Below are 22,467 nucleotides of genomic sequence, written 5' to 3'. Positions count from 1 at the left end.
TCGAAAAGGATGGGCCGCCCGCGACGCGGGCGGCCCATCCGGTCCATACTCATATTCCGCCCCAAGCACCACACGGGCACTCATCGATGAGCACGAAGGCGTGTTCGGGAGGGACGTCATGACCGATATCAAGAACGCGGAGACGACGCCGGCGGCGTCGCCCCCGCCGACCGGCCGGGGCAAGGCCGCGTCACGCGGCTCCGCGGCCGCGAATCGCACCACGCTGCTCGTGGTCGTCGTGGGGCTCATCCTCGTGGTGGCGCTCTTCCTTTTCATGGTGACGCGCGCCCCCGCCGACACCAAGCCGACCACACTCGGCTTCTCCCTCAACAGCTTCTTCATCTGGCTCGGCGGGCTCAGCCCGATCGTGCAGATCCCGCTCGTCCTCGTGGTCTTCGGAGCGGTCGTGGGCCTGCTCCTGCTCCTCATCGAATACGCGCCCCGCTCGGGCAAGGGCTACTTCTGGCTGCGGCTCGCGGCGTGCTTCGCCGTGCCGATCCTCGCCTTCATGCTGCTGCGTCCGTACCAGAACGCGGTCATCTACGTGCTCGGCATCGCGGTGCTCCTCGGCGCGATCCTCTTCTACGCCGATTACCGCTCCCGCCAGGGCGCGGGGTACCTGTTTCAGCTCATCCTCTTCGCCGCGCCCGCCGCGATCCTGCTGCTGATCGGCCTCGTCTACCCGGCCATCACGACCTTCTTCCAGTCGTTCTTCGACAAGACCGGCGACAACTTCGTCGGGTTCGAGAACTACATCTGGACCTTCACGAACCCCGAGGGCTTCTGGTCGGTCATCAACACCCTCATCTGGGTGCTGCTCGCCCCGACGATCGCGACCGCGATCGGTCTCGCCTACGCCGTCTTCATCGACCGCGCGGCGGGGGAGAAGTACCTCAAGGTGCTCATCTTCATGCCGTTCGCCATCTCGTTCGTGGGTGCGGGCATCATCTGGAAGTTCGTCTACGACTTCCGCCAGGGCGACCAGCTCGGCATCCTGAATGCGATCGTGACCGCTTTCGGCGGTCAGCCGATCTCGTGGCTGTCGGCCTCTCCGCTGATCAACACCCTCCTGCTCGTCGTCGTGTTCATCTGGAGCCAGACCGGTCTGGCCATGGTCATCCTCTCGGCCGCGATCAAGGCGGTCCCGCCGGAGCAGAACGAGGCGGCGGAGCTCGACGGGGCGAGCGCGTGGGAGCGGTTCATCAACGTGACCGTGCCCGGCATCCGCTCCTCGCTCATCGTGGTGCTGACCACGATCGCGATCGGCGCCCTGAAGATCTACGACATCGTCGCCGTCATGACCGGTGGCCGGAACGACTCGACCGTCCTCGCCTTCGAGATGGTCAACCAGCAGCAGCGCTTCCAGAGCTACGGCCACTCCGCCGCGCTGGCCGTGGTGCTGTTCCTCTTCGTGCTGCCGCTGATCATCTTCAACGTGCGCCAGATCCGGAAGCAGAGGGAAGTGCGATGACCACCTCCACCGTGGTGCTCGAGCCCACCACCGACACCCGCTCGGCCCGTCAGGTCGCCCGCGACACCCGCAAGCACGAGGCGATGGCGCGCAAGCGCCTGACCTCGAAGGGGGCGACGATCGCGGCGATCGTCATCGCGTTCTTCTGGACGATCCCGACCTTCGGTCTGTTCATCACCTCGTTCCGACCGGGGTCGGACACCCAGTCGACCGGGTGGTGGACCGTCTTCACCGACCCGTCGTTCACGCTGGAGAACTACCGTCTGGCCCTGACGTCGGGCGGCACCGCCCTGACGCTCGCGCAGTCGTTCCTCAACTCGCTCGCCATCACCATCCCGGTGGTGCTGTTCGCGCTGGCGATCGCCTCGCTCATCGCCTACGCGTTCGCGTGGATCGACTTCAAGGGTCGCAACTTCTTCTTCATCTTCATCTTCGCGCTGCAGATCGTGCCGCTGCAGATGGCCCTGGTGCCCCTGCTGAGCCTGTTCTCGCGCGGACTGACGATCAACGAGGTGACGATCTTCCCGGGCTTCGACCTGCGCGGGGTGGAGCACAGCTTCGCCACCGTGTGGATCGCGCACGTGATCTTCGCGATGCCGCTGGCGATCTTCCTGCTGCACAACTTCATCGCCGAGATCCCCGCCGAGGTCATCGAGGCGGCGCGCGTCGACGGCGCGGGACACGGGCAGATCTTCTTCCGCCTGATCCTTCCGCTCGCCGCTCCCGCCCTGGCATCCTTCGCGGTGCTGGAGTTCATCTGGGTGTGGAACGACCTGCTGGTGGCGACGATCTTCGCGCCGTCGTCATCGTTGCCGTTGACGCAATCGTTGAACTCCCTGTCGGGCACGTGGGGCGACCAGTGGTTCCTGCAGTCTGCGGGAACGTTCATCTCGATCCTCGTGCCGCTGATCGTGTTCTTCCTGCTGCAGCGCTTCTTCGTGCGCGGCCTGCTGGCAGGTGCCACGAAGGGCTGAGATCCGCCCCGACGCGAAGGGCACGGCATCCGGGATGCCGTGCCCTTCTGCGTGTCCGCGGCACGCCGTCGGCTGCTCGACGCGGGCGGCGCGGGCGGGGACGCGCGGCGGCGCGGGGCGGGACGCGCGGCGGCGCGGGCGGGGCGCGCGGGGCGGGACGCGCGTAAACGGCATTCCTGCGGAGAAACGGTGCGAGGGCGCGTTTTCGCGCACGAACGGCGTTTATGCGTGGGGAGGGACCGGCAAGGCGCAACGCGGGAGGCGGGCGGGCGCGGAGCGAGGCTGAGCGGGCCGAGTGCGGACCGGGCGGGCGCGGACCGGGCGGGCGCGGACCGGGCGGGCGAGGGCCGGACAGGCGCGGAGGCGGGCGGGCGCGGACCGGGTCGGGCGCGGGTCAGCCGGCGCAGGACAGACGGGACTGGATGTCGCGCATGGCGTCGAGCTCGGCCGACTGCCCGGTGACGATCGCGCCCGCGACCTCTTTCACGCGCGCATCGTCGCCGAGCTCGATGACGGCCTGGGCCATCGGGATCGCGCCCTCGTGATGGCGGGTCATCAGCTCGAGGAAGAGGCAGTCCGCGGGCTGGCCCTGGGCGCTGCGCAGCTCGTCGAGCTGGGCATCGGTGGCCATTCCCATCTCGGACAGCAGCTCCTCCTGCGTCTTGGCGGCGGTGTCGCCGTGGCTGTGCGCGTCGGACTTCTCCATCCACGTCATGAGCGGCTGGCTCGACGCCTGGGGGAGTCCCCACTCCACGAGCCAGCCGAACATCTCGCCGCGCTGGCCCGACTGCGTCGTGGCGATGTCGTACGAGAGGGTGCGCAGCTCGTCATCCGCGGTCTTGCGGTAGATCTCCATCGCCATGAGGACCGCCTGCGTGTGATGCACCTGCATGTCGCGCGCGAAGCCGGCCTCGGCCGAGGTGTCGGAGGGGTGGGCCGGCGCCGCCGTCGCGCCGAACGCCGTGAAGCGTCCGATCGCGAAGGCGACGGCCATGACGGCGACGGCGACCAGCGCGACGACGGCCCACCGGACCGCGGGACGCGCGACCGGGGTGTCGTCGCTCACGTTCAGGCCTTGCCCGGTCCGTCGATCGCGCCGGAGCACGACGCGTTCGGCTCGGGGGCGTTCTGGCTGCGCCAGTACTCGGTGAAGAACTCGGAGATGCGCGGGTCGCTGGGGTCGTCGACCTTGAGCTGGTGGTTCCACGCGCTCACGGCGACGGGCGTGTCGAGGCCGGGGTAGGGCGAGAGCAGCGCGTAGCTGGAGGGCATGACGGCCTTCAGCGCGTCGATGCCGGCCTCGTCGATCTCGTCCGGGTTGTAGGTGATCCAGATGGCGCCGTGCTCGAGGGAGTGCACGGCGTTCTCGTTCTGCTGAGGCTCGGTGTAGACGCCGCAGTTCAGCCAGTACGGGTTGTGGGGCCCGCCCGCGGGGGGCGTCTGCTCGTAGGTGACCGCGCCCTGCACGTGGTCGGAGCGGTTCTCGAACGTCTGCACGCCGTCGATCTCGCGCCCGGTGCTGTTGCCCGCCTGGTAGCTGGTGGGGGGTGCCGGGGCGAAGGCGAAGGATGCCACGACCAGACCGATCACCGCGAGAGCCGCCGTGGAGCCCACGACCCACCACACGAGCTTGCCGCGCTTACGCTTCGCGACCTGCTTCTGGTATTCGGCGAGCTTCTCCTGGCGCTTCTGCTCGCGCTGCTGCTTGACGGTGAGGTCGATCTGGGCCTGCTTCGCGGGGTTGCCGCTCGCTCGCTTGTCGGAGGGGGAGGTCATGCGCTGTGTTCAGTCTCTCTTCGGGGCGGGACACATCGGCATCCGCCGACCTGTCCAGACTATTCGGATGAATGGGCCGTTGGCCTGGGAGGAAACCCCGAGCCGGGATGGTGGCCGACGGGGGAGTCACGGTAGTATGACGATGTCGAATCGATTCGAGGTTCGACGATCCCCCCTTTTTCTCAGCCCGGCTCGCGCCGGGCTGTCCGTGTTGCGAAACGAAACCAGACGCGTGCTCGATACTGCCTCCCACCCCGTCATCCCGACGTCGTCCCACCCGGTGCCGACGACCACCGGCGCGATCCGCTCGCTGGGCAAGAACCCCGCGACCGCGCCCATCGTGCTGCACCCCGGCGACTCGATCCCGGCCTCGCGCCGGGTGCTGTACATCATCGTCCTCGGCGCGCTGACCGCTCTCGGCCCGTTCACGATCGACCTCTACCTGCCCGCCTTCCCGGTGCTCGAGGCCGACTTCCAGACCACCGCCGCTGCGATCCAGCTCACCCTCACCGGCACGATGATCGGATTCGCCCTGGGGCAGTTGATCGTCGGACCGCTCAGCGACAAGGTCGGTCGTCGTATCCCGCTGCTGTCGGTGACGGCGCTGCACGTGGCGGCGAGCATCTTCGCCGCCCTGGCCCCGACCCTCGGCACCCTCTCGATCGCGCGCGTGCTCATGGGGGCCGGCGCGGCCGCGGGCGGCGTGGTGGCGGCCGCGATCATCCGCGACCTGTTCGGCGGCAAGCGGCTCGTCGTGATGCTCTCGCGCATGGCGATGGTCTCGGGGGTCGCGCCCGTGCTCGCCCCTCTCGCCGGATCCGCCCTTCTGCTGGTGATGAACTGGCGCGGCATCTTCGTCGTGCTGGCCGTCTACGGCGCGGTCATGCTCGTCTCGGCGATTCTCTTCGTCCCCGAGACGCTGCCCCCGGCACGTCGCGGGGGACCGGGCTCGAGCACGGTGTGGCAGCGCTACGGCAGCGTCTTCCGCGACCGCGTCTTCATCGGCGTGCTCATCATCGGCGCGATGGCGTTCAGCGGACTGTTCTCCTACCTGTCGGCATCCTCCTTCCTCTTCCAGGTGACCTACGGCTTCAACCCGCAGCAGTACGGCGTCCTCTTCGCGGTCAACTCCGTGGGCGTCGTCGTGGGCGTGCAGATCGCCTCGCGTCTCGCCGCGCGCTTCGGCCCGCAGTGGGTCCTGGCGGTGTCGACGGCGGTGCTGGTGATCGCGGGCGGCGCCATCGTGCTCACCGATCAGTTGGGCCTGGGGCTGTGGGGGACCGTCATCCCGCTGTTCTTCTTCATGACCGCGTGCGGGTTCACCTTCCCCTGCGCGCAGGTGCTCGCGCTCGACCGGCACGGCAAGGCCGCCGGGACCGCGCAGTCGATCATCGGCGCGGCGAACTTCGGTGTCGCGGGGATCATCTCCCCCGTCGTGGGCCTGCTCGCGACGGGCTCGGGCATCACCGCCACGACGATGGCCGCGGTCATGGTCGGGTGCGCGGTGATCGGGGTGCTGGCTCTGTGGCTGCTGGTGCGCCCGAAGACGGTGGAGCGCCTCGCGCCGTGACACCCGCGCGCAGTCGCGAACAGTAGCAGGGCGGACGGTCTGCGCATCGACCGTTCCGCCCGCGCCCGCGACGCGGCATCATGAGTCGATGGATGCCACCGCGATCGAGGACGTGCTCGACACGCGTCCGCAGCGTTTCCGCGCCGTCGTCGGGGTGGTGCTGATCGCCCTGGCCTGCGGGCTGGGGGCGTGGGTGTTCTTCCGGGGGCCGAGTCCCTTCGCGATCGACGTGTGGTGGAACCAGCTGTTCGCCGCCGCGCCCTCGCAGCCGGTATACGTCTTCGCCCTGGTCATGGACACCGTCGGGGGACACCTGACGGCGGTGCTGATCGTGCCGGTGCTGGGCGCTCTCGCCTTGTTCCTGTCGCGACGGCGGTGGTCGGCGCTGTACTTCCTGAGCGCCTCCGTCGGCAGCGCGCTGCTCGTGCAGGTGCTCAAGCACACGTTCGGGCGGGCGCGCCCCGAGGACATCCTCATCCTGAGCGACTACGGCTCCTTCCCCTCCGGTCACACCGCCAACGCCGCGACGATCGCCGTCGTGGCCGCCGTGCTGTTCCCGCGCGCCTGGGTGCGCATCGTCGGTGTGGCGTGGGTCGTGCTGATGGCGTTCAGCCGCACCTACCTCCACGCCCATTGGCTCTCCGACACCGCCGGCGGGGCCCTCGTGGGCGCGGGGGCCGCCTTCGTCCTCGCCGCCGCGTTCTCGCGTCTGCGTGCCCGCGACGAGGACCGCTTGACGATCCGACGCCTGCGCAAGACGGATGCCGGACCGGCGGTGTCGTCGTAGGCTGACGCGCATGAGCGAGCCCGACGACGCGCCCTCCGTCCCCGCCGCGGCCGAGGCCGAGGTCGCGCGGCTCAGAGCGGAGGCCGAGGCGGCCGAAGCGGAGCTCCGACTCGCCCGTGCCCGCGCCGACCTCGCCGCGGCGGAGGCCGCTGCCGCGGCGGCACGGGTCCGCGCCGCGGGAGGCGGTGAGACGACGGCCGCGGGAGGTGCGCCGTCGGAACCGGCTGCGGAGACGCCCGGGGCGTCGGCATCCGTCCCCGCACCGGCGGGGCCCGCACCGTCGACACCCGACGCGCCGCTGACCGACGCGCAGGTCGCGAAGATCGCCGCCGGCTACGCGGCCGACGGCGCGGCGCTGGACCTGGGCGTGCTCATGAACGGCGGGCCGGTGGCATCCGTTCCGGTGCGCATCCCCCTCGCGATGATGAACCGGCACGGGCTCGTGGCGGGCGCGACGGGTACGGGCAAGACGCGCACGCTGCAACTGCTGGCCGAGCAGCTCTCGCAGAACGGCGTCCCGGTGTTCGCCGCCGACATCAAGGGCGACCTCTCCGGGCTGGCGGCCGCGGGCACGCCGAGCGACAAGCTCTCTGCCCGCACCGCCGCGCTCGGACAGCAGTGGTCGGCGCGGGCCTTCCCGACCGAGTTCTACGCGCTCGGCGACGACGTGGGTTCCGGCATCCCGGTGCGGGCCACCGTGTCGGGCTTCGGGCCGCTCCTGCTCAGCCGCGTGCTGGGCTTGAACGCCACGCAGGAGTCGAGCCTGGGACTGGTGTTCCACTACGCCGACGAGAAGGGCCTGGCGCTGGTCGACCTTGCCGACCTGCGAGCGGTGCTGACGTACCTCACGGGGGACGAGAGCAAGGCCGAGCTGAAGGGCATCGGCGGGCTGTCTGCGGCGACGGCGGGGGTGATCCTGCGCGAACTCGTGGCGTTCTCGGCCGCGGGTGCCGACACCTTCTTCGGCGAGCCCGAGCTCGACGTGTCGGTCTTCCTGCGAACGGGCGCGGAGGGCGCCGGCATCGTGAGCCTGCTCGAGGTGCCGAACGTCGCCGCGCGCCCGGAGCTGTACTCCACGTTCCTCATGTACCTGCTCGCCGAGCTGTACGAGGTGCTCCCGGAGGTGGGTGACCTCGACAAGCCCAAGCTCGTGTTCTTCTTCGACGAGGCGCACCTGCTCTTCCGCGATGCCTCGAAGGCCTTCCTCGAGGCGATCACGCAGACCGTGCGCCTCATCCGGTCGAAGGGCGTCGGGGTGTTCTTCGTGACTCAGACGCCGAAGGACGTGCCCGGCGACGTGCTCGCCCAGCTCGGCTCGCGCGTGCAGCACGCCCTGCGGGCCTTCACCCCCGACGACGCCACGGCATTGCGCGCGTCGGTGCGCACCTACCCCGACTCGGGCTACGACCTCGAGCGCGTGCTGCAGGAGCTCGGCACGGGTGAGGCGGTTATCACCGTGATGAGTGAGCGCGGCGCCCCCACCCCGGTCGCGTGGACGCGCCTGTTCGCGCCGCGGGCGTCGATGTCGCCGATCACCGCGGACGCCATGGCCTCGGCCGTGTCGGCATCCGCCCTGTTCCCGATGTACGCGACGCCGATCGACCGGGAGTCGGCGCGCGAGATCCTCGGTGCCCGCATGCAGGCGGCCGCCGACGCCCGCGAGGCCGAGGAGCGGGCGAAGAAGGCCGCGGCCGACCAGGCCGAGTACGCGAAGCAGAAGGCGGCGATCGACAAGGCCAACGCCGAGGCGCAGAAGAAGGCGCAGCGCGAGTACGAGCGGATCCTCAAGAGCACCGCCGCCCCTCGCAGCCGCTCGAGCGCGCCGACCCCGGGCCTCGACGGGCTGCTCGGGCGCGGGGCCACGAAGAGCATCGTGAACGGTGTCATCCGCGGATTGTTCGGCAACAGCCGTCGGCGCTGAGCGGGACGGGGTCGGCTGTCGGCCCGGTGGCTGCGGCGCACGCTCAGCTGGTGAGGTGCGCAGGGCCGGGGGGTTCGCGGCTCTCGGGCCGAGGGTGGGCGGATCGCCGAGCGCAGAAGCGCGCGAGGAGTACGGCGAGGGGATACGCGGAGGGGGCGGAGGCCGGTGGTCCCGGCATCCGCCCCCTCCGCGTCACGTCACGAGCGGCGGATCGCCAGCGGCATCGTCGAGGTGTCGATGAGCGGGTCGTCGTCCTGGCGCTCCACCAGGGCCTCGGCCTCGGCGGGGGTCTCGACCGTGGGCACGGAACCCAGGAGCGGGCGCTTCGCCGTCTCGCGCATCGACAGCAGCGCGACGAGTCCGAGAGCGGCGAAGAACATGATGTAGAACGCGGGCATGAGTGTGTTGCCGGTGAGATCGATGAGCGCCTGGCTGAACAGCGGGGTGGTCCCGCCGAAGAGCGACACGGCGACGTTGTAGGCGACGGCCATGGCGCCGAAGCGCGACGCCGTGGGGAACAGGGCGGGCAGGGCGGATGCCGAGATGGCGACGTAGAACGCCACCGGGACCGCCGCCATGAACAGCGCGATGATGACCGCCCACAGCTCGCCGATCTGCATGATGAGGAAGGCCGGGACGAGCAGGACCAGGGCCGACCCCGCGGCGATCGCGTACACGGGCTTGCGGCCGATGCGGTCGCTGAGGCGACCGATGAGCGGGAGTGTGGCCGACATGATCAGCAGGACCGGCACGGTCGCGATCGCGGCGGAGAGGTTGGAGACGCCCACCTCCTTCTCGAGGTAGGTCGGCATGTAGCTCGTGAGGGCGTAGCCGGCGGTGTTCGTCGCGGCCACCAGGGCGATGCCGATGAGCAGCGCCTTCCAATGGTGGCGCACGATGCCCACGAGCCCCTGCCGGGCCATCGGGTCGTCGGCGTCGGCCTCGACCGCCCCGGCCTGCTCGAAAGCGGGCGTCTCGGGGATGCGGAGGCGGAAGTAGATGGCGACGATGCCGAGCGGGACGGCGAGGAGGAACGGGATGCGCCATCCGTACTCGGTCATGGCGTTCTCGCCCGAGACGGAGGTGGTGATCGCGGTCGTGATCGCCACCGCCGACGCGCCCGCGGCGAAGCCGACGTACGAGCCGACGTCGAGCCACGACGACCAGAAGCCGCGGCGCTTGTCGGGGGAGAACTCCGACACGTACGTCGTGGCGCCGGCGTACTCTCCGCCGGTGGAGAAGCCCTGCACCATCTTCAACAGGTACAGCGGGATGATCGCCCACAGCCCGATCTGCGCGGAGGTGGGCAGGATGCCGATGAGCGCGGTGGCCGTGGCCATCATCGCCATCGTGAGGAACAGCACCTTCTGCCGGCCGATGCGGTCGCCCAGGGGCCCGAGCACGAAGCCGCCGAAGGGGCGGACGAGGAAGGAGATCGCGAAGCCGAGGAGCGTGACCAGCAGACCCCACGGGGCGGGGACGTCGGAGGCGAAGACAGCGGTGAGCGTCACGGCCAGGTAGCCGTAGATGCCGAAGTCGAACCACTCCATGAAGTTGCCGACGACGGTGCCGCCGATCGCGGTGCGCACACGCTTCTTGTCGACGACGATGACGTCGTCGACCTCGAGCCGGGGTGCTCCGGATGCCGAGGGGGATTTCTCGTTCATCCCTCTACCGTTACCCCCATCGCGTCCGCGTTTCCAGTCCGCGCGCTGCGCGAGGGGTGGTGCTACCGGCCGTGGCCGCCGACCGCACGGTGCCTCTCGTCAAGCCCCCGGAGATGTCGGAGGCCCGGCGTACCGTGTCGGGCATGACCGAGCTCTCCGCCCCCACCGGCCGCGAACCCGCCCTCGTCGCGCAGCCCCGACCCGACGGGTCGGCCCCCCGCGCCCTCGTCCTGGGGGCGACCGGCTACTTGGGCGGACGGCTCGTTCCCCGACTGCTGTCGGCGGGCTACCGCGTGCGCGTCCTCGCGCGGGATCCGCGCCGTGTCGAAGCGTTCCCGTGGGGCGATGAGGTCGAGATCGCGGCCGGTGACGCCACCGACCGCGAGGCCGTGCGCGCCGCCGTAGAGGGCGTCGATGTGCTCTACTACCTCATCCACTCGATGGGCAGCGCGCGCGACTTCGAGGCGACCGACCGCGTCGCCGCGCAGACCGTCGCCGCCGCCGCCGCCGCGGCATCCGTGTCGCGCATCATCTACCTGGGCGGCCTGCACCCCGACGACGCCACCCTGTCGGCGCACCTGCGTTCGCGGGTGGAGGTGGGCGACATCCTGCTGCACAGCGGGGTGCCGACCCTCGTGCTGCAGGCCGGCGTGGTGATCGGGTCGGGCTCGGCGTCGTTCGAGATGGTGCGCCACCTCACCGACGTGCTGCCGTACATGCCGGCGCCCAAATGGGTGCGCAACCATATCCAGCCGATCGCGGTGCGCGACGTGCTGCACTACCTGCTCGGAGCCGCCCGCGTCGCGCCGAACGTCAACCGCGCCGTCGACATCGGCGGGCCCGACGTTCTGCGGTACGGGCAGATGATGAACGGCTACGCCATGGAGGCCGGTCTCCCGCAGCGGGCCATCGCCTCTCTTCCCGTGCTCACCCCGCGCCTGGCCTCGCACTGGGTCAACCTCGTCACCCCGATTCCGAAGTCGATCGCGCGCCCGCTGGTGGAGTCGCTGCAGAACGACTGCGTCGTGAAGGACCGCGCGATCGACGATCTCGTCCCGCGCCCCGAGGGCGGCCTGCTGCCGTATCGCGAGGCCGTGCGTCGGGCGCTCGGCCGCGTGAACGACGACGCCATCGAGACCAGCTGGCAGGATGCCGAGGTGTCGGGCGCTCCGAGCGACCCGCTGCCGAGCGACCCCGAGTGGGCGGGGCGGCTCGTCTACACCGATGTCCGCACGATGACCACGAAGGCCAGCGCCGCGCAGCTCTGGTCGGTGATCGAGGGCATCGGCGGCGAGAACGGGTGGTACTCGTCGCCACTGCTGTGGGCGATCCGCGGCTGGATGGACCGGCTGGTCGGCGGGGTCGGCCTCGCCCGCGGTCGGCGCAGTCGCTCGGTCGTCACCGTCGGCGATGCGCTCGATTTCTGGCGGGTCGAGGCCATCGAGCCGGGCCACCTGCTGCGTCTGCGGGCGGAGATGAAGGTGCCCGGGGGAGCGTGGCTCGAACTGCGCGCCACGCCGGAGGGTGAGGGGGCTCGCTTCGACCAGCGCGCACTGTTCTTCCCCACGGGCCTCGCCGGTCGCCTCTACTGGCTCTCGGTGCTGCCGTTCCACGGCCTGATCTTCAGCGGCATGGCGCGGCGCATCACCGCGGCCGCCGAGCACGTGCAGCGGGAGGACCTCGCGCCGAAGGCGAAAGCGGGACGCATCGCCCCGGAGATCGCCGAGGTCGAGACCACCGCGGCCCCCTCGGCGTGAGGCGGGGCCCGTGAGCGCGGACGACGGTCAGGCCGCGACGGGGGCGCGATGCAGCCGCCGGGGCGGCGCGGCCGGAGAGCCCATCCCCACGACGGCGGCCTAGGCTGAACCACGTGCCTCATCACGCCCGCGTCCTGACCGTCTCCGATCGCTCCGCCGCGGGACTGCGCGAAGACCGCGGGGGTCCGCTCGCGGTGTCGTTGCTGCAGGAGGCCGGCTTCTCCTGCGACGAGCCCCTCGTCGTGCCCGACGGGGCCGACAGCGTCGAGTCCGCTCTTCGCGACCTCGTCGACCAGGGGCCGGGGCTCATCGTCACCACCGGCGGCACCGGGATCGCCCCGACCGACCGCACGCCCGAGGGCACCGGCCGCGTCCTGGACCGCGAGCTTCCCGGGATCGCCGAGGAGCTGCGCCGTCGAGGACTCGCCGACACCCCTCTGTCGGTGATCTCGCGCGGGCTGGCCGGGATCGTCGACCCCGGTGTCCTCGTCGTCAATCTCCCCGGATCGACGCGTGCCGTGGCATCCGGGATAGCCGTCGTCTCGGAGCTCGCCCCGCACATCCTCGACCAGCTCGCCGGAGGAGACCACTCATGAGCGCCGTCCGCATCGCCCGCCTGTCGGAGCAGCCCCTCGACCTCGACCTGCACCTCGACGCCGTCGAGGACTCCTCGTCGGGGGCCGTGACCACCTTCGTCGGTCGCGTGCGCGACACCGATCCCGACGCCTCCGATGCCGTCGTCGCCCTGGAGTACAGCGCGCACCCCGACGCCGAGCAGACCCTGCACCGCATCGCCGCCGACGCCGCCGCCGGCACCGACGCCATCGTCGCCGTCAGTCACCGTGTCGGGCGACTCGAGGTGGGCGAGGCCGCGGTCGTCATCGCCGTGGCATCCGGTCACCGGGCTGCCGCGTTCGAGGTGTGCCGCACGGTCATCGAGACGATCAAGACCGACTTGCCCGTGTGGAAGCGGCAGGTCGAGGCCGACGGCACGACGGAGTGGAAGGGCCTGGGCGGCTAGAGACGGCCGGGCGCCGGGGCCGGTTGCGCGCCTCGAGCCGAGGTGAGGCGAGGCGGGCTCAGCCCCCGGCGAAGGGCGGCAGAACGTCGACGTGCGTGACGCCGTCGAGCGCGGCGTCGTCGTCATGACGGGTGCCGTCGACGAGCACGGCGCAGCGGTCGAGGATCCCGCCGAGAGCGGGGTGATCCGCGACGACCCCGGAGCGCAGTGCCGCGAGGGTCGGCTCGGCGCGGTCCTCGGCGTCGGTCCCCGCGGCGTCGGCGGCCGCGGCGAAGTAGCGCACCCGCACGCTCATGCGGTCACCGCCGTGCCGGGCTCGCCGGGACGATGCCAGTCGCCCGATTTGCCGCCGGTCTTCGACACGATGCGCACGTTCTCGATCGAGGTGCCCTTGTCCAGACCCTTCACCATGTCGACCACCGCGAGGGCTGCCACCGAGACGCTCGTGAGCGCCTCCATCTCGACGCCGGTGCGGTCGGCCGTGCCGACGGTGGCCTCGATCTCGACGCCGGCGTCGGTGATCCGGAGGTCGACCGAGGCGCGGTGCACCCCGATGACGTGAGCGAGGGGGAGCAGTGCGGGGGTGGATTTGGCGGCCTGGATGCCGGAGATCCGCGCCACGGCGAGCACGTCGCCCTTGGGGGTGGTGCCGTCGCGGAGCGCCGCGACGACCTCGGGCGCGCAGCGCACGAACCCGCGTGCGGTGGCGGTGCGGACGGTGGGCTGTTTCTGCGTGACATCGACCATGCGGGCGTGGCCCGCGGCATCCAGGTGGGTGAAGGTCATGGGATCAGCATGACATCGACGACGTCGCCCACCGACACGGTGGACACCTCGGCCGGGACGATCGCGAACGCCTCGGCACGGGCGAGAGAGGCCGCGAGGTGCGAGCCGGAGCCGCCGGCGGTGGCCGGGCGGACGGTGCCCGCGACGAGGTCGACCGCCGCGGGGAGGTACTGCCGTCGGCCGGGCGGTGTCGTCCAGGTCTCGGATGCCGTGAGCCGGGCGAGGCGTCGATCGATGACCGCGCGGCCCTGCAGCGCCAGCAGCGCCGGGCGGACGAAGACCTCGAACGAGACGGCGACGCTCACGGGGTTGCCGGGCAGCCCGAACACCAGCCGTCCGTCGGGGAGTGCCCCGAACGCCTGCGGCTTGCCGGGCTGCATCGACACCTTCTCGAACGCGATGCGGTCGCTGAGGGCGAGGCGTACCGGTTCGTAGGCGCCGGCGCTGACCCCGCCGGTGAACACGACGACGTCGGCGCGCGACGCTCGGTCGAGCACGGTCTCGATGCCGGCGGGATCGTCGCCGACGCGGTCGACGAATTCGAGGTCGGCGTCGGCGCCGTCGACGAGCGCCGCGAGCAGAGTGGCGTTGGAGTCGGGGGTCTGCCCTCTGCCGGGCGCGGTGCCCGGCGCCACGAGCTCGCTGCCGGTCGACACCACGGCGACGCGCGGGCGGCGGGTGACGCTCACGGCATCCACCCCGGCGGCGGCCGCGGCGGCGAGGGCGAAGGGGCCGAGACGCTCCCCGGCTGAGAGCACCGTGTCACCGGCGCGCCTGTCGCCGCCCCGGCGGCGGATGAACGCCCCCTCTCCGGCGGGGGAGCGACGCACGGTCACGGTGCCCAGCGAGTCGGCGAGGCCGCCCGCGGTGTCTTCGAACGGCACGATCGCGTCGGACATGGCGGGGACCGGCGCTCCCGTCATGATGCGGGCGGCCTCACCGGGCGCGAGCGCGGGGTCGTCGGTCGTGCCGGCGGGCAGATCGGCGACCACTCGAAGGGTCGCCGGGTTGTCGGCATCCGCTCCCGCGACGTCGGAGAAACGCACGGCGAAACCGTCCATCGACGAGTTGTCGAAGCCGGGCAGATCGTGCGCCGCGAGAACGGGTTCGGCGAGCGTGCGTCCGGCCGCGTCGGCGAGGGCGACCCTCTCGGCGGGCAGGAGCGACACGGCGGCGAGCACGCGGTCGCGGTGCTGTTCGACGGTGCGCAGCTCGGTCATCGGGGCCTCCGTGGTCAGGATCCGGCCGCGGGGCGGGCGGCCGGGGTGAGCGGGATCACGTCGTGGCGGGCGCGCAGCGCGTCGATCACGACGAGGCGGCCCAGCAGCGGTTCTCCGGCGCCGGTCACGAGCTTGATCGCCTCGGTGGCGAGCAGGCCGCCGACCTGCACGCACAGCGATCCCAGCACGCCCACCTGGGCGCACGTCGGCGGTTCGCCGGCGGACCCCGTCGGGAACAGATCGCCGAGCACGACGGGGGAGTGCCCCTCGGGCGGGGCCGACCAGAACACCGTCACCTGCGCGGCCCACTCCTGTACCGCACCCCAGACGAGGGGGATGCCGAGGTGCTCGGCGGCGGCGGCGACGGCCTCGCGCGTTTCGAAGGTGTCGCTGCCGTCGATCACGAGGTGAGCGCCGTCGAGCAGCGCGACGGCGTTGTCGGAGGTCAGCCGTACCGTTCGCTCATGGACGACGGTCAGCGGCGAGAGATCACGCACGGCGCGCGCGGCGGAGGCGGTCTTCGCGGTGCCGATGTCGTCGACGCGGTGCGCGAGCTGCCGCTGCAGGTTGGTGCGCTCGACCGTGTCGTCGTCGATGATCACGAGTTCGCCCACCCCGGCGGCGGCGAGGGCGAGCAGCACGGGGGACCCGAGCCCGCCGGCGCCGATCACGGCGATGCGGGCGGCCGCGATCCTCCGCTGTCCCTCTTCGCCGATGGCCGCGAGGACGGCATGGCGAGCGGTGCGGATCAGCTCTTCCGGGGCGAGGGATGCCACCGGCTCGACGAGCGGCCTCATCCGCCGATCGCGCTCATGGTGCGCTCGGGCTGGACGAAGTCGGCACGCGCGAGACCGACGCGGTCGGAGCCGTGCGCACGGGGCTTGGCCCACATGGCATCCCGCCAGATCTGGGCGATGCCCTCGTCGTCGGCGCCGTCGCGGACGGCCGTGAGCAGATCTGTCTCCTCGTGCGAGAACAGGCACGAGCGCACCTTGCCGTCGGCTGTCACGCGCGTGCGCGTGCAGGCGGCGCAGAAGGGTTCGGTGACCGAGGAGATGATGCCGACGTGCCCGGCCACGGCGGTCTCGCCGGGGCGGCGGACCTCCCAGCGCTCGGCGGGAGCGGCTCCGCGGCCGCGCGGGTCGGCGGTGAGCGTGAAGGCCTCTTCGATGGCGGCGCGGATGTCGCGAGCGGGGATGACGTTCGTGGCGCTCCACGAGCGGTCGCCGTCGAGGGGCATGTCTTCGATGAAGCGCATCTCGAAGCCGTTCGACACGGCCCAGTCGACGAGGGGCACGATCTCGGTGTCGTTGACGCCCGCGAGCAGGACCGCGTTGATCTTGATCGGCCCGAGGCCTGCTGCGCGAGCGGCCTGCAGACCCGCGAGCACCTTGTCGAGGTGCGGGCGCCGGGTGAGCTCGGCGAACGTCTCGGGGTGGAGGGTGTCGAGCGAGACGTTCAGGCGGGTCAGGCCCGCATCCTTGAGCGCCTGGGCGCGCCGGTCGAGGCCGACGGCGTTCGTGGTCATCGAGATGGGCAGATCGGGGGCGTCGGCGCGGATGCCGGCGATGATGTGCTCGAGATCCTTGCGCACGAGGGGCTCGCCGCCGGTGATGCGCAGCTCCTCGGCGCCGAGCGAGCGGACGGCGACCCGCACGATGCGGCGGATCTCGTCGGCGCTCATGAGCTGCGTCTGAGGGAGCCACGGCATCCCGTCGGCCGGCATGCAGTACGTGCAGCGCAGGTTGCACTTGTCGATGACCGAGACGCGCAGGTCGGTCGCGACGCGGCCGAAGCGGTCGAGCAGGCCGCCCTCGCGCGGGGCGCCTTCGTGCGAGGCTTTTCCGCGCGGGGTGCCGGTGGCGGGGAGCGCGGTCGCGTGAGACGTGCGCCCCGCGCTCGGGCCTGCGGGGGCGCCGGTGGCGGGCAGCGCCGTCGCGCCCGAGGCGGTCACGGTCGCGCCGAGGGGCACGGCGACCGGTCGTCGCGTCGTGCTCGCGTCCTCGGCATCCATGGGTCGAGCCTAGGCGAGCGCGGAGGGGTGAGGGCGGTCCGGCGCGTGGGTGCGGATCTCACCGCGGGCGGACGCCGCCGGGACCGCGACCTGCATCGGGGTGCCGCCGCGGGCGCGGGTGGCGCGTAGCGCTGTTCCGGCGTCACCGGCGGTGCGGAGCCGGTGACGCCTGCCGCCGTGAGACGGCATGCTGCTGACGACTCGGTTGCAGGGTGTCGCCGACTTGTCAGCAGGATGCTGTCTCGGCGCTCGGCGCCGACGGGTACGGTCGTCGCATGCCGAACACCTTCCGTATCGCCACCGCCGCCCGTCTGCTCGGGGTCAGCGACGACACGGTGCGGCGCTGGATCGATCAGGGGACGCTGCCCACGACGGGGGCGTCGCCGGTCGAGATCCCCGGCGCCGCCCTCGCCGAACGCGCGGTCGCGCTCGCCGACGAGCCGGACGACCCCACGGGGGTCTCCTCGAGCGCACGGAACCGTTTCACCGGCATCGTCACGCGCGTGCAGATCGACGGCCTCATGGCGCAGGTCGATCTGCAGTGCGGCCCGCACCGGGTGGTCTCGCTCATGTCGGCCGAGGCCGCGCGCGACCTCGCGGTGGAGCCCGGCTCGCTCGCGGTCGCCTCGGTCAAGGCGACGGTCGTGACGGTGGAGGCGCCCCGGGGCTGAGACCGGGCGCCCCGGTCATCACGGTGTGAAGCGCGGCCCGATGGCCTCGTGCGTCAGTGCCCACACCCGCCGGGCGTCGTCGGCGGAGCGGAAGGGCTCCCACGGTTCGCTCGCCCGCGCGGGGCCGCCGATGAGGCGCGACGGGCCGAAGAACGTGCCGTCCGAAAGCGGCGCCGTCGCCGCGAGCACGGCGGGTTCGGCGGCGGATGCCACGGTGCCGGTGATGCGCAGGTGGGTCAACAGCCGGATGACACGGCGCGCTCCGAGTTCGCGCTCGCGGCCCACGCCGGGCTGCGCCGCGAGGAGGTTGGTCGGCGAGACGCCCGGGTGAGCGAGCGTGCTGGTGAGCCCCCAGCCCTCGGCCCGGCTGCGCGCGTGGAGCTCGCGGGCGAAGAGTCCGATCGCGATCTTCGACTGCACGTACGACGCCATGGCGTCGTAGGGGGTGGCGGAGATGACGTCGGGGTCGAAGCGTCCGCGCCGTGCGGCGATGCTCGTCTGGTGCACCACGCGCGCTGTGCCCGCGCGCAGCACCGGGAGCAGGGCGAGGGTGAGCGCCGCGTGACCCAGGTGGTTCGTGCCCCACTGCAGCTCGAACCCCTCGGCGGTCTCCCGCCTGCGGGGAGGGGTCATGACGCCAGCATTGTTGACGAGCAGGTGGATCGGGCGACCTTCCTCGCGGAGGCCTGCGGCCAGAGCGTCCACCGAGTCGAGGCTGGCGAGGTCCAGCGCGCGCGTCGAGGCGACGGCATCCGGGACCTCCCTGCGCAGGGCGTCGAGCGCACGGCGGCCCTTGTCGGGGGAGCGGACGGGCAGCACCACCTCGGCGCCGAGCGAGGCGAGCCGCGTCGCGATGACGGTGCCGATGCCGTCGCTGGCGCCGGTGACGACGGCCAGCCGACCGCGGAGGGGGCGGGGGGAATCGGGAGACATGGGCGGTCCTTTCGTGGAGTGCCTCGATGCTCGCGCCCCCGGGTGCCGGGCGGCCAGTGCCCGCTCAGCCGCTGATCGACGATCCACCCCTCGGCGACCGGCGGTGCCCGGGCGCAGCGGGCTCACCGTCTGCGCGGCCCGCCCGCGGTGCTCGCCCGCCGGGGATCCACCCCTCAGCGGCCGCCGGGGGCTCCGATCACCGCGAGCAGCCGCAGTTTCTCGGCGCTCTCGCTCCCCGGCTGCGCCGTGTACACGAGCAGGCGGTGCGCATGGTCGGGGTCGACCAGGGTCTGGCATGACAGCTCGAGGCGGCCGACCTCGGGGTGGAGGAAGCGCTTGATCGCGGGCGGTCGCGCGCCGACTTCGTGAGCGAGCCAGAGAGCGGCGAACTCGTCGCTGCGCACGCGCAGGTCGTCGGCCAGGGCGGCGACCTGCGAGTCGGGTCCGCGAGCGGCGACGAGCTCGCGGAGACCCGCCGCGTAGACGCGCGACAGCGTCGCCTGTTCCTCGGGCGGGTAGGCGGCACGCGCCGACGAATCGGTGAACCAGCGGTATCCGATGCTGCGGGCGGGCCCCGATCGCAGCGTGGCATCCCCCAGCAGCGCGACACCCAGGCGGCTCTGGCGAAGGGTCTCGCCCAGCTCCGTGACGATCTCGGCGGGGGTGTCGTCGAGGCGGTCGAGGACGCGCAGCATGCCGGGACTGATGTGCTCGGTGCCCGCGTGGCGCAGGGGAGGCCGGTGGCCCGCGAGGTGGAACAGGTGATCGCGTTCGGCGAGGCTCAGGTGCAGCCCCTGGGCGAGAGCGGTCAGCATCTGCTCCGACGGGGTGGGGCCGGTGCCCCGTTCGAGGCGCGCGTAGTAGTCGGTCGACATGTGGCTCAGCAGCGCGACTTCCTCCCGGCGCAGCCCCGCCGTACGACGGCGCACGCCTCGTGCGAGCCCCACGTCCTCCGGCTGAAGGGCTTCGCGTCGGCGCTGCAGGAAATCGCCCAGGCTGGTCAGGTCGCTCACGTCGTTCCTCGCACCCCCCGTTCCTACCCGGTGGGCGGTCGCCATGCCAGGACCCGCTGATCCACCCCTCGCTTTATCCGCACATTCGGTATTCACGCGGCCATGAGTCCGCTTATACGGAATACTGGAGCGGCGGCCCGCCGGCGTCGCCGAAAGGATGCCATGTCCCGCCCCCTCCGTCTGCTCACCGTCGTCGCCGTCGCCGCCCTCCTGGCCGGGTGCGCGGGCACGTCGCCCGCCCCCGCGGCATCCGCCGACGGCCCGTCCGGAACCGTGGAGGTCTACGCCGCGGCCTCGCTGCAGCGGTCATTCGACGAGATCGCGCGGGCGTTCGAGGAGCAGAACCCCGGCATCACGGTCACCCCGGTCTACGACGGCTCGAGCACGCTCGCCACGCAGATCGGCGAGGGGGCGCCCGCCGACGTCTTCGCCTCGGCGGACGAGAAGAACATGGCGAAGGTCGCCGCGCAGGCGCCCGATCCGCGGATCTTCGCGGGCAACACCCTCGTCATCGCCGTGCCGACGGGCAACCCCGGGAGCGTGCAGGGCCTCGCCGACCTCGCGCGGGTCACGACGGTGCTCTGCGCCCCCGAGGTGCCGTGCGGAGCTGCTTCGCAGACGCTGCTGTCGAACGCCGGGGTCGCCGTGACCCCCGCGAGCGCCGAGCAGAACGTCACCGCCGTGCTCACGAAGGTCGCCGCCGGCGAGGCCGACGCGGGCCTGGTCTACGCCACCGACGTGGTCGGTCGCGACGACGTCGAGGCGATCGTGCCCGCGGGGGCGGATGCCGTGGTCAACCGCTACCCGATCGCCGCACTGTCCGAGGCCCCGAACCCTGACGCCGCCGCCGCTTTCGTCGCGTTCGTGCTCTCGGACGAGGGGCAGAGGATCCTCGGCGACGCGGGTTTCCGAGCGCCGTGACGGGCGGTTTCGTCCCGCGTTGGCTCGTCGTGCCGGCCGTCGCGGGGCTCCTCTTCCTCCTCGTTCCGCTGACGGCGCTCGTCGCCCGGGTGGAGTGGGGGACGCTCTGGAGCGATGTCACGTCTCCCGCGGCCCTGTCGGCTCTCGGCCTGTCGCTGAGCACCGGCGCTCTGGCGACCGTGGTGTGCGCGGTCGTCGGTATCCCCCTCGCCCTCGTGATCGCCCGCAGCCCCGCGCGGCTCGCGGCGGTGCTGCGCGCGCTCGTGACCGTTCCCCTCGTGCTCCCGCCGATGGTGGGGGGCGTGGCCCTGCTCTACCTGTTCGGGCGCAACGGGGCGCTCGGCGTCCTCGGTCTGCCGTTCACCACCGCGGCGGTCGTGCTGGCGCAGGTGTTCGTGGCGCTGCCGTTCCTCGTGCTCGCGGTCGAGGGCGCCCTGCGCAGCACCGGCGTGGAGTTCGAGCGCACGGCCGCCTCGCTGGGCGCGTCGCGCGCGACGATCCTGCGGCGCGTCACGCTGCCGCTGGCGGCGCCGGGCATCGTCGCGGGAGTCGTGCTGTGCTTCGCGCGCGCGATCGGGGAGTTCGGAGCGACGGCGCTCTTCGCGGGCAACCGCCCCGGCGTCACGCAGACCATGCCGCTCGCGATCTACACCGCCTTCAACGGGGCGGGCGTCTCGCAGGGCACCGCTGTCGCGCTGTCGCTGCTGCTGCTGGTGACCGCCGTCGCGGTGCTGCTGCTGGTGCGGGGCTGGCGCCCGGGGGTGGGGCGATGACGACTCCGGATGCCGGCAAGCCCGGACGTGATCGGCGCGACGCCGACGAAGCGGGTGGGCGCCGAGGGAGCCCCGGACCGCGCGATGCCGGCACCACCGCGTCGCGCGACGGCCGCATGCCGCTGCCGGATGCCGCCGCCCTGCGCGCCCGCGTCGTCGTGCGCCGTCGCGACTTCACCGTCGACGTCGCCCTCGATGCGACCCCGGGGGAGACCATCGCCGTGATGGGCCGCAGCGGCGCGGGCAAGTCGACGCTGCTCACCGCCCTCGCGGGACTCACTCCTCTGGACGAGGGTGAGATCGCCGTCGACGCGCGCGTGCTCGATCGTGCGCCGCGTCTGCGCACCGCCCCCATGCACCGCGGCATCGTGCTCCTGAGTCAGGACGCGCGACTGTTCCCGCACCTCACGGCGCGCGAGAACGTCGCCTTCGGTCCGCGCTCCGCCGGGGTGCCGGCATCCATGGCCCGTGCGGATGCCGACGACTGGCTCCGCCGCGTGGGGCTGCCCGACACGGGGGAGCGTCGGCCCGCCCAGCTGTCGGGCGGGGAGCAGCAGCGCGTCGCCGTGGCGCGGGCTCTCGCCGCGCAACCGCGGGTGGTGCTGCTCGACGAGCCGCTCGTCGCGCTCGACGCCGTGACGGCGTCCGAGATCCGCTCGATGCTGCGCGATCGGCTGGCCGGGGTGACCACGATCGCCGTGACGCACGACGCGGTGGATGCCGCGGCCCTCGCCGACCGGCTGCTCATCGTCGAGCGGGGCCGGGTGACGCAGGACGGGCCGGTGCCCGAGGTGCTCGCGGCCCCGGCGACCGAGGTCGCGGCGAAGATCGCGGGTGTGGAGCGGCTCGTGGGCGCGGCGCAGCGCGGGGACTTCGTGCGGGAGGGGCTGCGGCTGACCTCGACGGATGCCGCCTCCCTCGCCCTCGCGTCGACCGAGGGGCGTGCGCTGGCCGCGGTCTTCCGCGCAGCCGACGCGCGGCTCGGCGAGGGGGCCACGGCGACGGTGTCGCACCTCGAGCCCACGCCGACGGGGGTGCGCGTCGTGATGGACTCCGGCGTCGCCGAGGTGCCGGCGGCCGAGGCCGCGGCGCTCCGCCCCGGCGACACGGTGCGATGGAGCGTTCCTCCGGACCGCGTGCGCTTCGTCGCGGCATCCTGAGCGGGTTTCTCTCCGTCGAGTGTCCAGGACGC

The 22,467-nt window shown here is 72.2% G+C and carries 22 protein-coding genes; 12 read left to right on the top strand and 10 right to left on the bottom strand.

The features are described from left to right. Nucleotides 1-274: 274 nt before the first annotated feature. Both AB0N82_RS08280 and AB0N82_RS08275 read left to right on the top strand, forming a co-directional pair. Nucleotides 275-1,471, top strand: coding sequence for a sugar ABC transporter permease (locus AB0N82_RS08280; protein WP_315995271.1), 1,197 nt, complete (start codon nucleotides 275-277; stop codon nucleotides 1,469-1,471). After that, nucleotides 1,468-2,445 carry a carbohydrate ABC transporter permease gene (locus AB0N82_RS08275; RefSeq protein WP_298873750.1) on the top strand — a complete coding sequence of 326 codons (978 nt, stop codon included), beginning with the start codon at nucleotides 1,468-1,470 and terminating at the stop codon, nucleotides 2,443-2,445. The genes AB0N82_RS08280 and AB0N82_RS08275 overlap by 4 nt, the downstream gene beginning before the upstream one ends. A gap of 394 nt (nucleotides 2,446-2,839) precedes the next feature. Here AB0N82_RS08275 and AB0N82_RS08270 read toward each other — a convergent pair whose 3' ends face one another. After that, nucleotides 2,840-3,511, bottom strand: coding sequence for a DUF305 domain-containing protein (locus AB0N82_RS08270; RefSeq protein ID WP_315995001.1), 672 nt, complete (start codon nucleotides 3,509-3,511; stop codon nucleotides 2,840-2,842). Between the two features lie 2 nt (nucleotides 3,512-3,513). After that, a complete protein-coding gene (locus AB0N82_RS08265; protein WP_363390267.1) occupies nucleotides 3,514-4,221 on the bottom strand; it encodes a DUF3105 domain-containing protein in 708 nt (235 codons plus the stop codon). A gap of 232 nt (nucleotides 4,222-4,453) precedes the next feature. On the opposite strand from AB0N82_RS08265, the gene AB0N82_RS08260 reads away from it, so the two are divergent. From AB0N82_RS08260 to AB0N82_RS08250, 3 genes are all read left to right on the top strand, one after another. Then, complete coding sequence (locus AB0N82_RS08260) at nucleotides 4,454-5,791, top strand: multidrug effflux MFS transporter (RefSeq protein ID WP_315994999.1); 1,338 nt, start codon at nucleotides 4,454-4,456, stop codon at nucleotides 5,789-5,791. 88 nt (nucleotides 5,792-5,879) lie between these two features. Continuing rightward, nucleotides 5,880-6,578, top strand: a complete 699-nt coding sequence (locus AB0N82_RS08255) for a phosphatase PAP2 family protein (protein WP_315994998.1) — start codon at nucleotides 5,880-5,882, stop codon at nucleotides 6,576-6,578. A gap of 10 nt (nucleotides 6,579-6,588) precedes the next feature. After that, the gene (locus tag AB0N82_RS08250) at nucleotides 6,589-8,499 is read left to right on the top strand and encodes a helicase HerA-like domain-containing protein (RefSeq protein WP_363390262.1); all 1,911 of its coding nucleotides are present in this window, start codon (nucleotides 6,589-6,591) and stop codon (nucleotides 8,497-8,499) included. A gap of 197 nt (nucleotides 8,500-8,696) precedes the next feature. Here AB0N82_RS08250 and AB0N82_RS08245 read toward each other — a convergent pair whose 3' ends face one another. Next, nucleotides 8,697-10,166 (bottom strand): MFS transporter, encoded by a 1,470-nt coding sequence (locus tag AB0N82_RS08245; RefSeq protein ID WP_315994996.1) that lies wholly within the window; start codon nucleotides 10,164-10,166, stop codon nucleotides 8,697-8,699. Nucleotides 10,167-10,309: 143 nt separating this feature from the next. Here AB0N82_RS08245 and AB0N82_RS08240 point away from each other — a divergent pair, with 143 nt between their 5' ends. From AB0N82_RS08240 to AB0N82_RS08230, 3 genes are all read left to right on the top strand, one after another. Then, nucleotides 10,310-11,923, top strand: a complete 1,614-nt coding sequence (locus tag AB0N82_RS08240; protein ID WP_363390258.1) for an SDR family oxidoreductase — start codon at nucleotides 10,310-10,312, stop codon at nucleotides 11,921-11,923. Nucleotides 11,924-12,036: 113 nt separating this feature from the next. Then, entirely contained in the window at nucleotides 12,037-12,519 is a 483-nt protein-coding gene (locus AB0N82_RS08235) for a MogA/MoaB family molybdenum cofactor biosynthesis protein (protein WP_363390255.1), read from the top strand. Further along, the gene (locus AB0N82_RS08230) at nucleotides 12,516-12,944 is read left to right on the top strand and encodes a molybdenum cofactor biosynthesis protein MoaE (protein WP_315994993.1); all 429 of its coding nucleotides are present in this window, start codon (nucleotides 12,516-12,518) and stop codon (nucleotides 12,942-12,944) included. Before AB0N82_RS08235 ends, AB0N82_RS08230 begins: the two co-directional genes overlap by 4 nt. A 58-nt stretch (nucleotides 12,945-13,002) precedes the next feature. Here AB0N82_RS08230 and AB0N82_RS08225 read toward each other — a convergent pair whose 3' ends face one another. The 5 genes from AB0N82_RS08225 to moaA are packed head-to-tail and all read right to left on the bottom strand — an operon-like array spanning nucleotide 13,003 to nucleotide 16,964. Continuing rightward, the gene (locus AB0N82_RS08225) at nucleotides 13,003-13,239 is read right to left on the bottom strand and encodes a MoaD/ThiS family protein (protein ID WP_315994992.1); all 237 of its coding nucleotides are present in this window, start codon (nucleotides 13,237-13,239) and stop codon (nucleotides 13,003-13,005) included. Beyond that, complete coding sequence (gene moaC / locus AB0N82_RS08220; RefSeq protein ID WP_315994991.1) at nucleotides 13,236-13,730, bottom strand: cyclic pyranopterin monophosphate synthase MoaC; 495 nt, start codon at nucleotides 13,728-13,730, stop codon at nucleotides 13,236-13,238. Before moaC ends, AB0N82_RS08225 begins: the two co-directional genes overlap by 4 nt. After that, the gene (gene glp, locus AB0N82_RS08215) at nucleotides 13,727-14,950 is read right to left on the bottom strand and encodes a gephyrin-like molybdotransferase Glp (RefSeq protein ID WP_363390250.1); all 1,224 of its coding nucleotides are present in this window, start codon (nucleotides 14,948-14,950) and stop codon (nucleotides 13,727-13,729) included. Before glp ends, moaC begins: the two co-directional genes overlap by 4 nt. A 14-nt stretch (nucleotides 14,951-14,964) precedes the next feature. Continuing rightward, nucleotides 14,965-15,747 (bottom strand): HesA/MoeB/ThiF family protein, encoded by a 783-nt coding sequence (locus tag AB0N82_RS08210; RefSeq protein ID WP_363390247.1) that lies wholly within the window; start codon nucleotides 15,745-15,747, stop codon nucleotides 14,965-14,967. Continuing rightward, on the bottom strand, nucleotides 15,744-16,964 hold the full coding sequence (gene moaA, locus AB0N82_RS08205; RefSeq protein ID WP_315994988.1) for a GTP 3',8-cyclase MoaA: 1,221 nt from the start codon (nucleotides 16,962-16,964) through the stop codon (nucleotides 15,744-15,746). Before moaA ends, AB0N82_RS08210 begins: the two co-directional genes overlap by 4 nt. A 275-nt stretch (nucleotides 16,965-17,239) precedes the next feature. Here moaA and AB0N82_RS08200 point away from each other — a divergent pair, with 275 nt between their 5' ends. Beyond that, complete coding sequence (locus AB0N82_RS08200) at nucleotides 17,240-17,635, top strand: TOBE domain-containing protein (protein ID WP_315994987.1); 396 nt, start codon at nucleotides 17,240-17,242, stop codon at nucleotides 17,633-17,635. Between the two features lie 18 nt (nucleotides 17,636-17,653). Here the strand turns inward: AB0N82_RS08200 and AB0N82_RS08195 are convergent, their stop codons facing one another. After that, a complete protein-coding gene (locus AB0N82_RS08195; protein ID WP_363390243.1) occupies nucleotides 17,654-18,568 on the bottom strand; it encodes an SDR family oxidoreductase in 915 nt (304 codons plus the stop codon). A 173-nt stretch (nucleotides 18,569-18,741) separates the two neighbouring features. Continuing rightward, nucleotides 18,742-19,581 (bottom strand): helix-turn-helix transcriptional regulator, encoded by an 840-nt coding sequence (locus AB0N82_RS08190; protein ID WP_363390240.1) that lies wholly within the window; start codon nucleotides 19,579-19,581, stop codon nucleotides 18,742-18,744. Nucleotides 19,582-19,743: 162 nt separating this feature from the next. On the opposite strand from AB0N82_RS08190, the gene modA reads away from it, so the two are divergent. From modA to AB0N82_RS08175, 3 genes are read left to right on the top strand one after another with little or no spacing between them, the layout of a single operon-like run. Beyond that, a complete protein-coding gene (gene modA, locus AB0N82_RS08185; RefSeq protein ID WP_315994984.1) occupies nucleotides 19,744-20,502 on the top strand; it encodes a molybdate ABC transporter substrate-binding protein in 759 nt (252 codons plus the stop codon). Next, nucleotides 20,499-21,275 carry a molybdate ABC transporter permease subunit gene (gene modB / locus AB0N82_RS08180; RefSeq protein WP_363390236.1) on the top strand — a complete coding sequence of 259 codons (777 nt, stop codon included), beginning with the start codon at nucleotides 20,499-20,501 and terminating at the stop codon, nucleotides 21,273-21,275. Before modA ends, modB begins: the two co-directional genes overlap by 4 nt. Then, nucleotides 21,272-22,435, top strand: coding sequence for an ATP-binding cassette domain-containing protein (locus AB0N82_RS08175; protein WP_363390233.1), 1,164 nt, complete (start codon nucleotides 21,272-21,274; stop codon nucleotides 22,433-22,435). The genes modB and AB0N82_RS08175 overlap by 4 nt, the downstream gene beginning before the upstream one ends. Nucleotides 22,436-22,467: the final 32 nt, after the last annotated feature.

The organism is Microbacterium sp. NPDC089186, from assembly GCF_040685115.1.
In the GTDB taxonomy this organism is placed as follows: domain Bacteria; phylum Actinomycetota; class Actinomycetes; order Actinomycetales; family Microbacteriaceae; genus Microbacterium; species Microbacterium galbum.
Note: the sequence above shows the minus strand (reverse complement) of the source record. Positions and strands in the feature narration are given on the sequence as shown.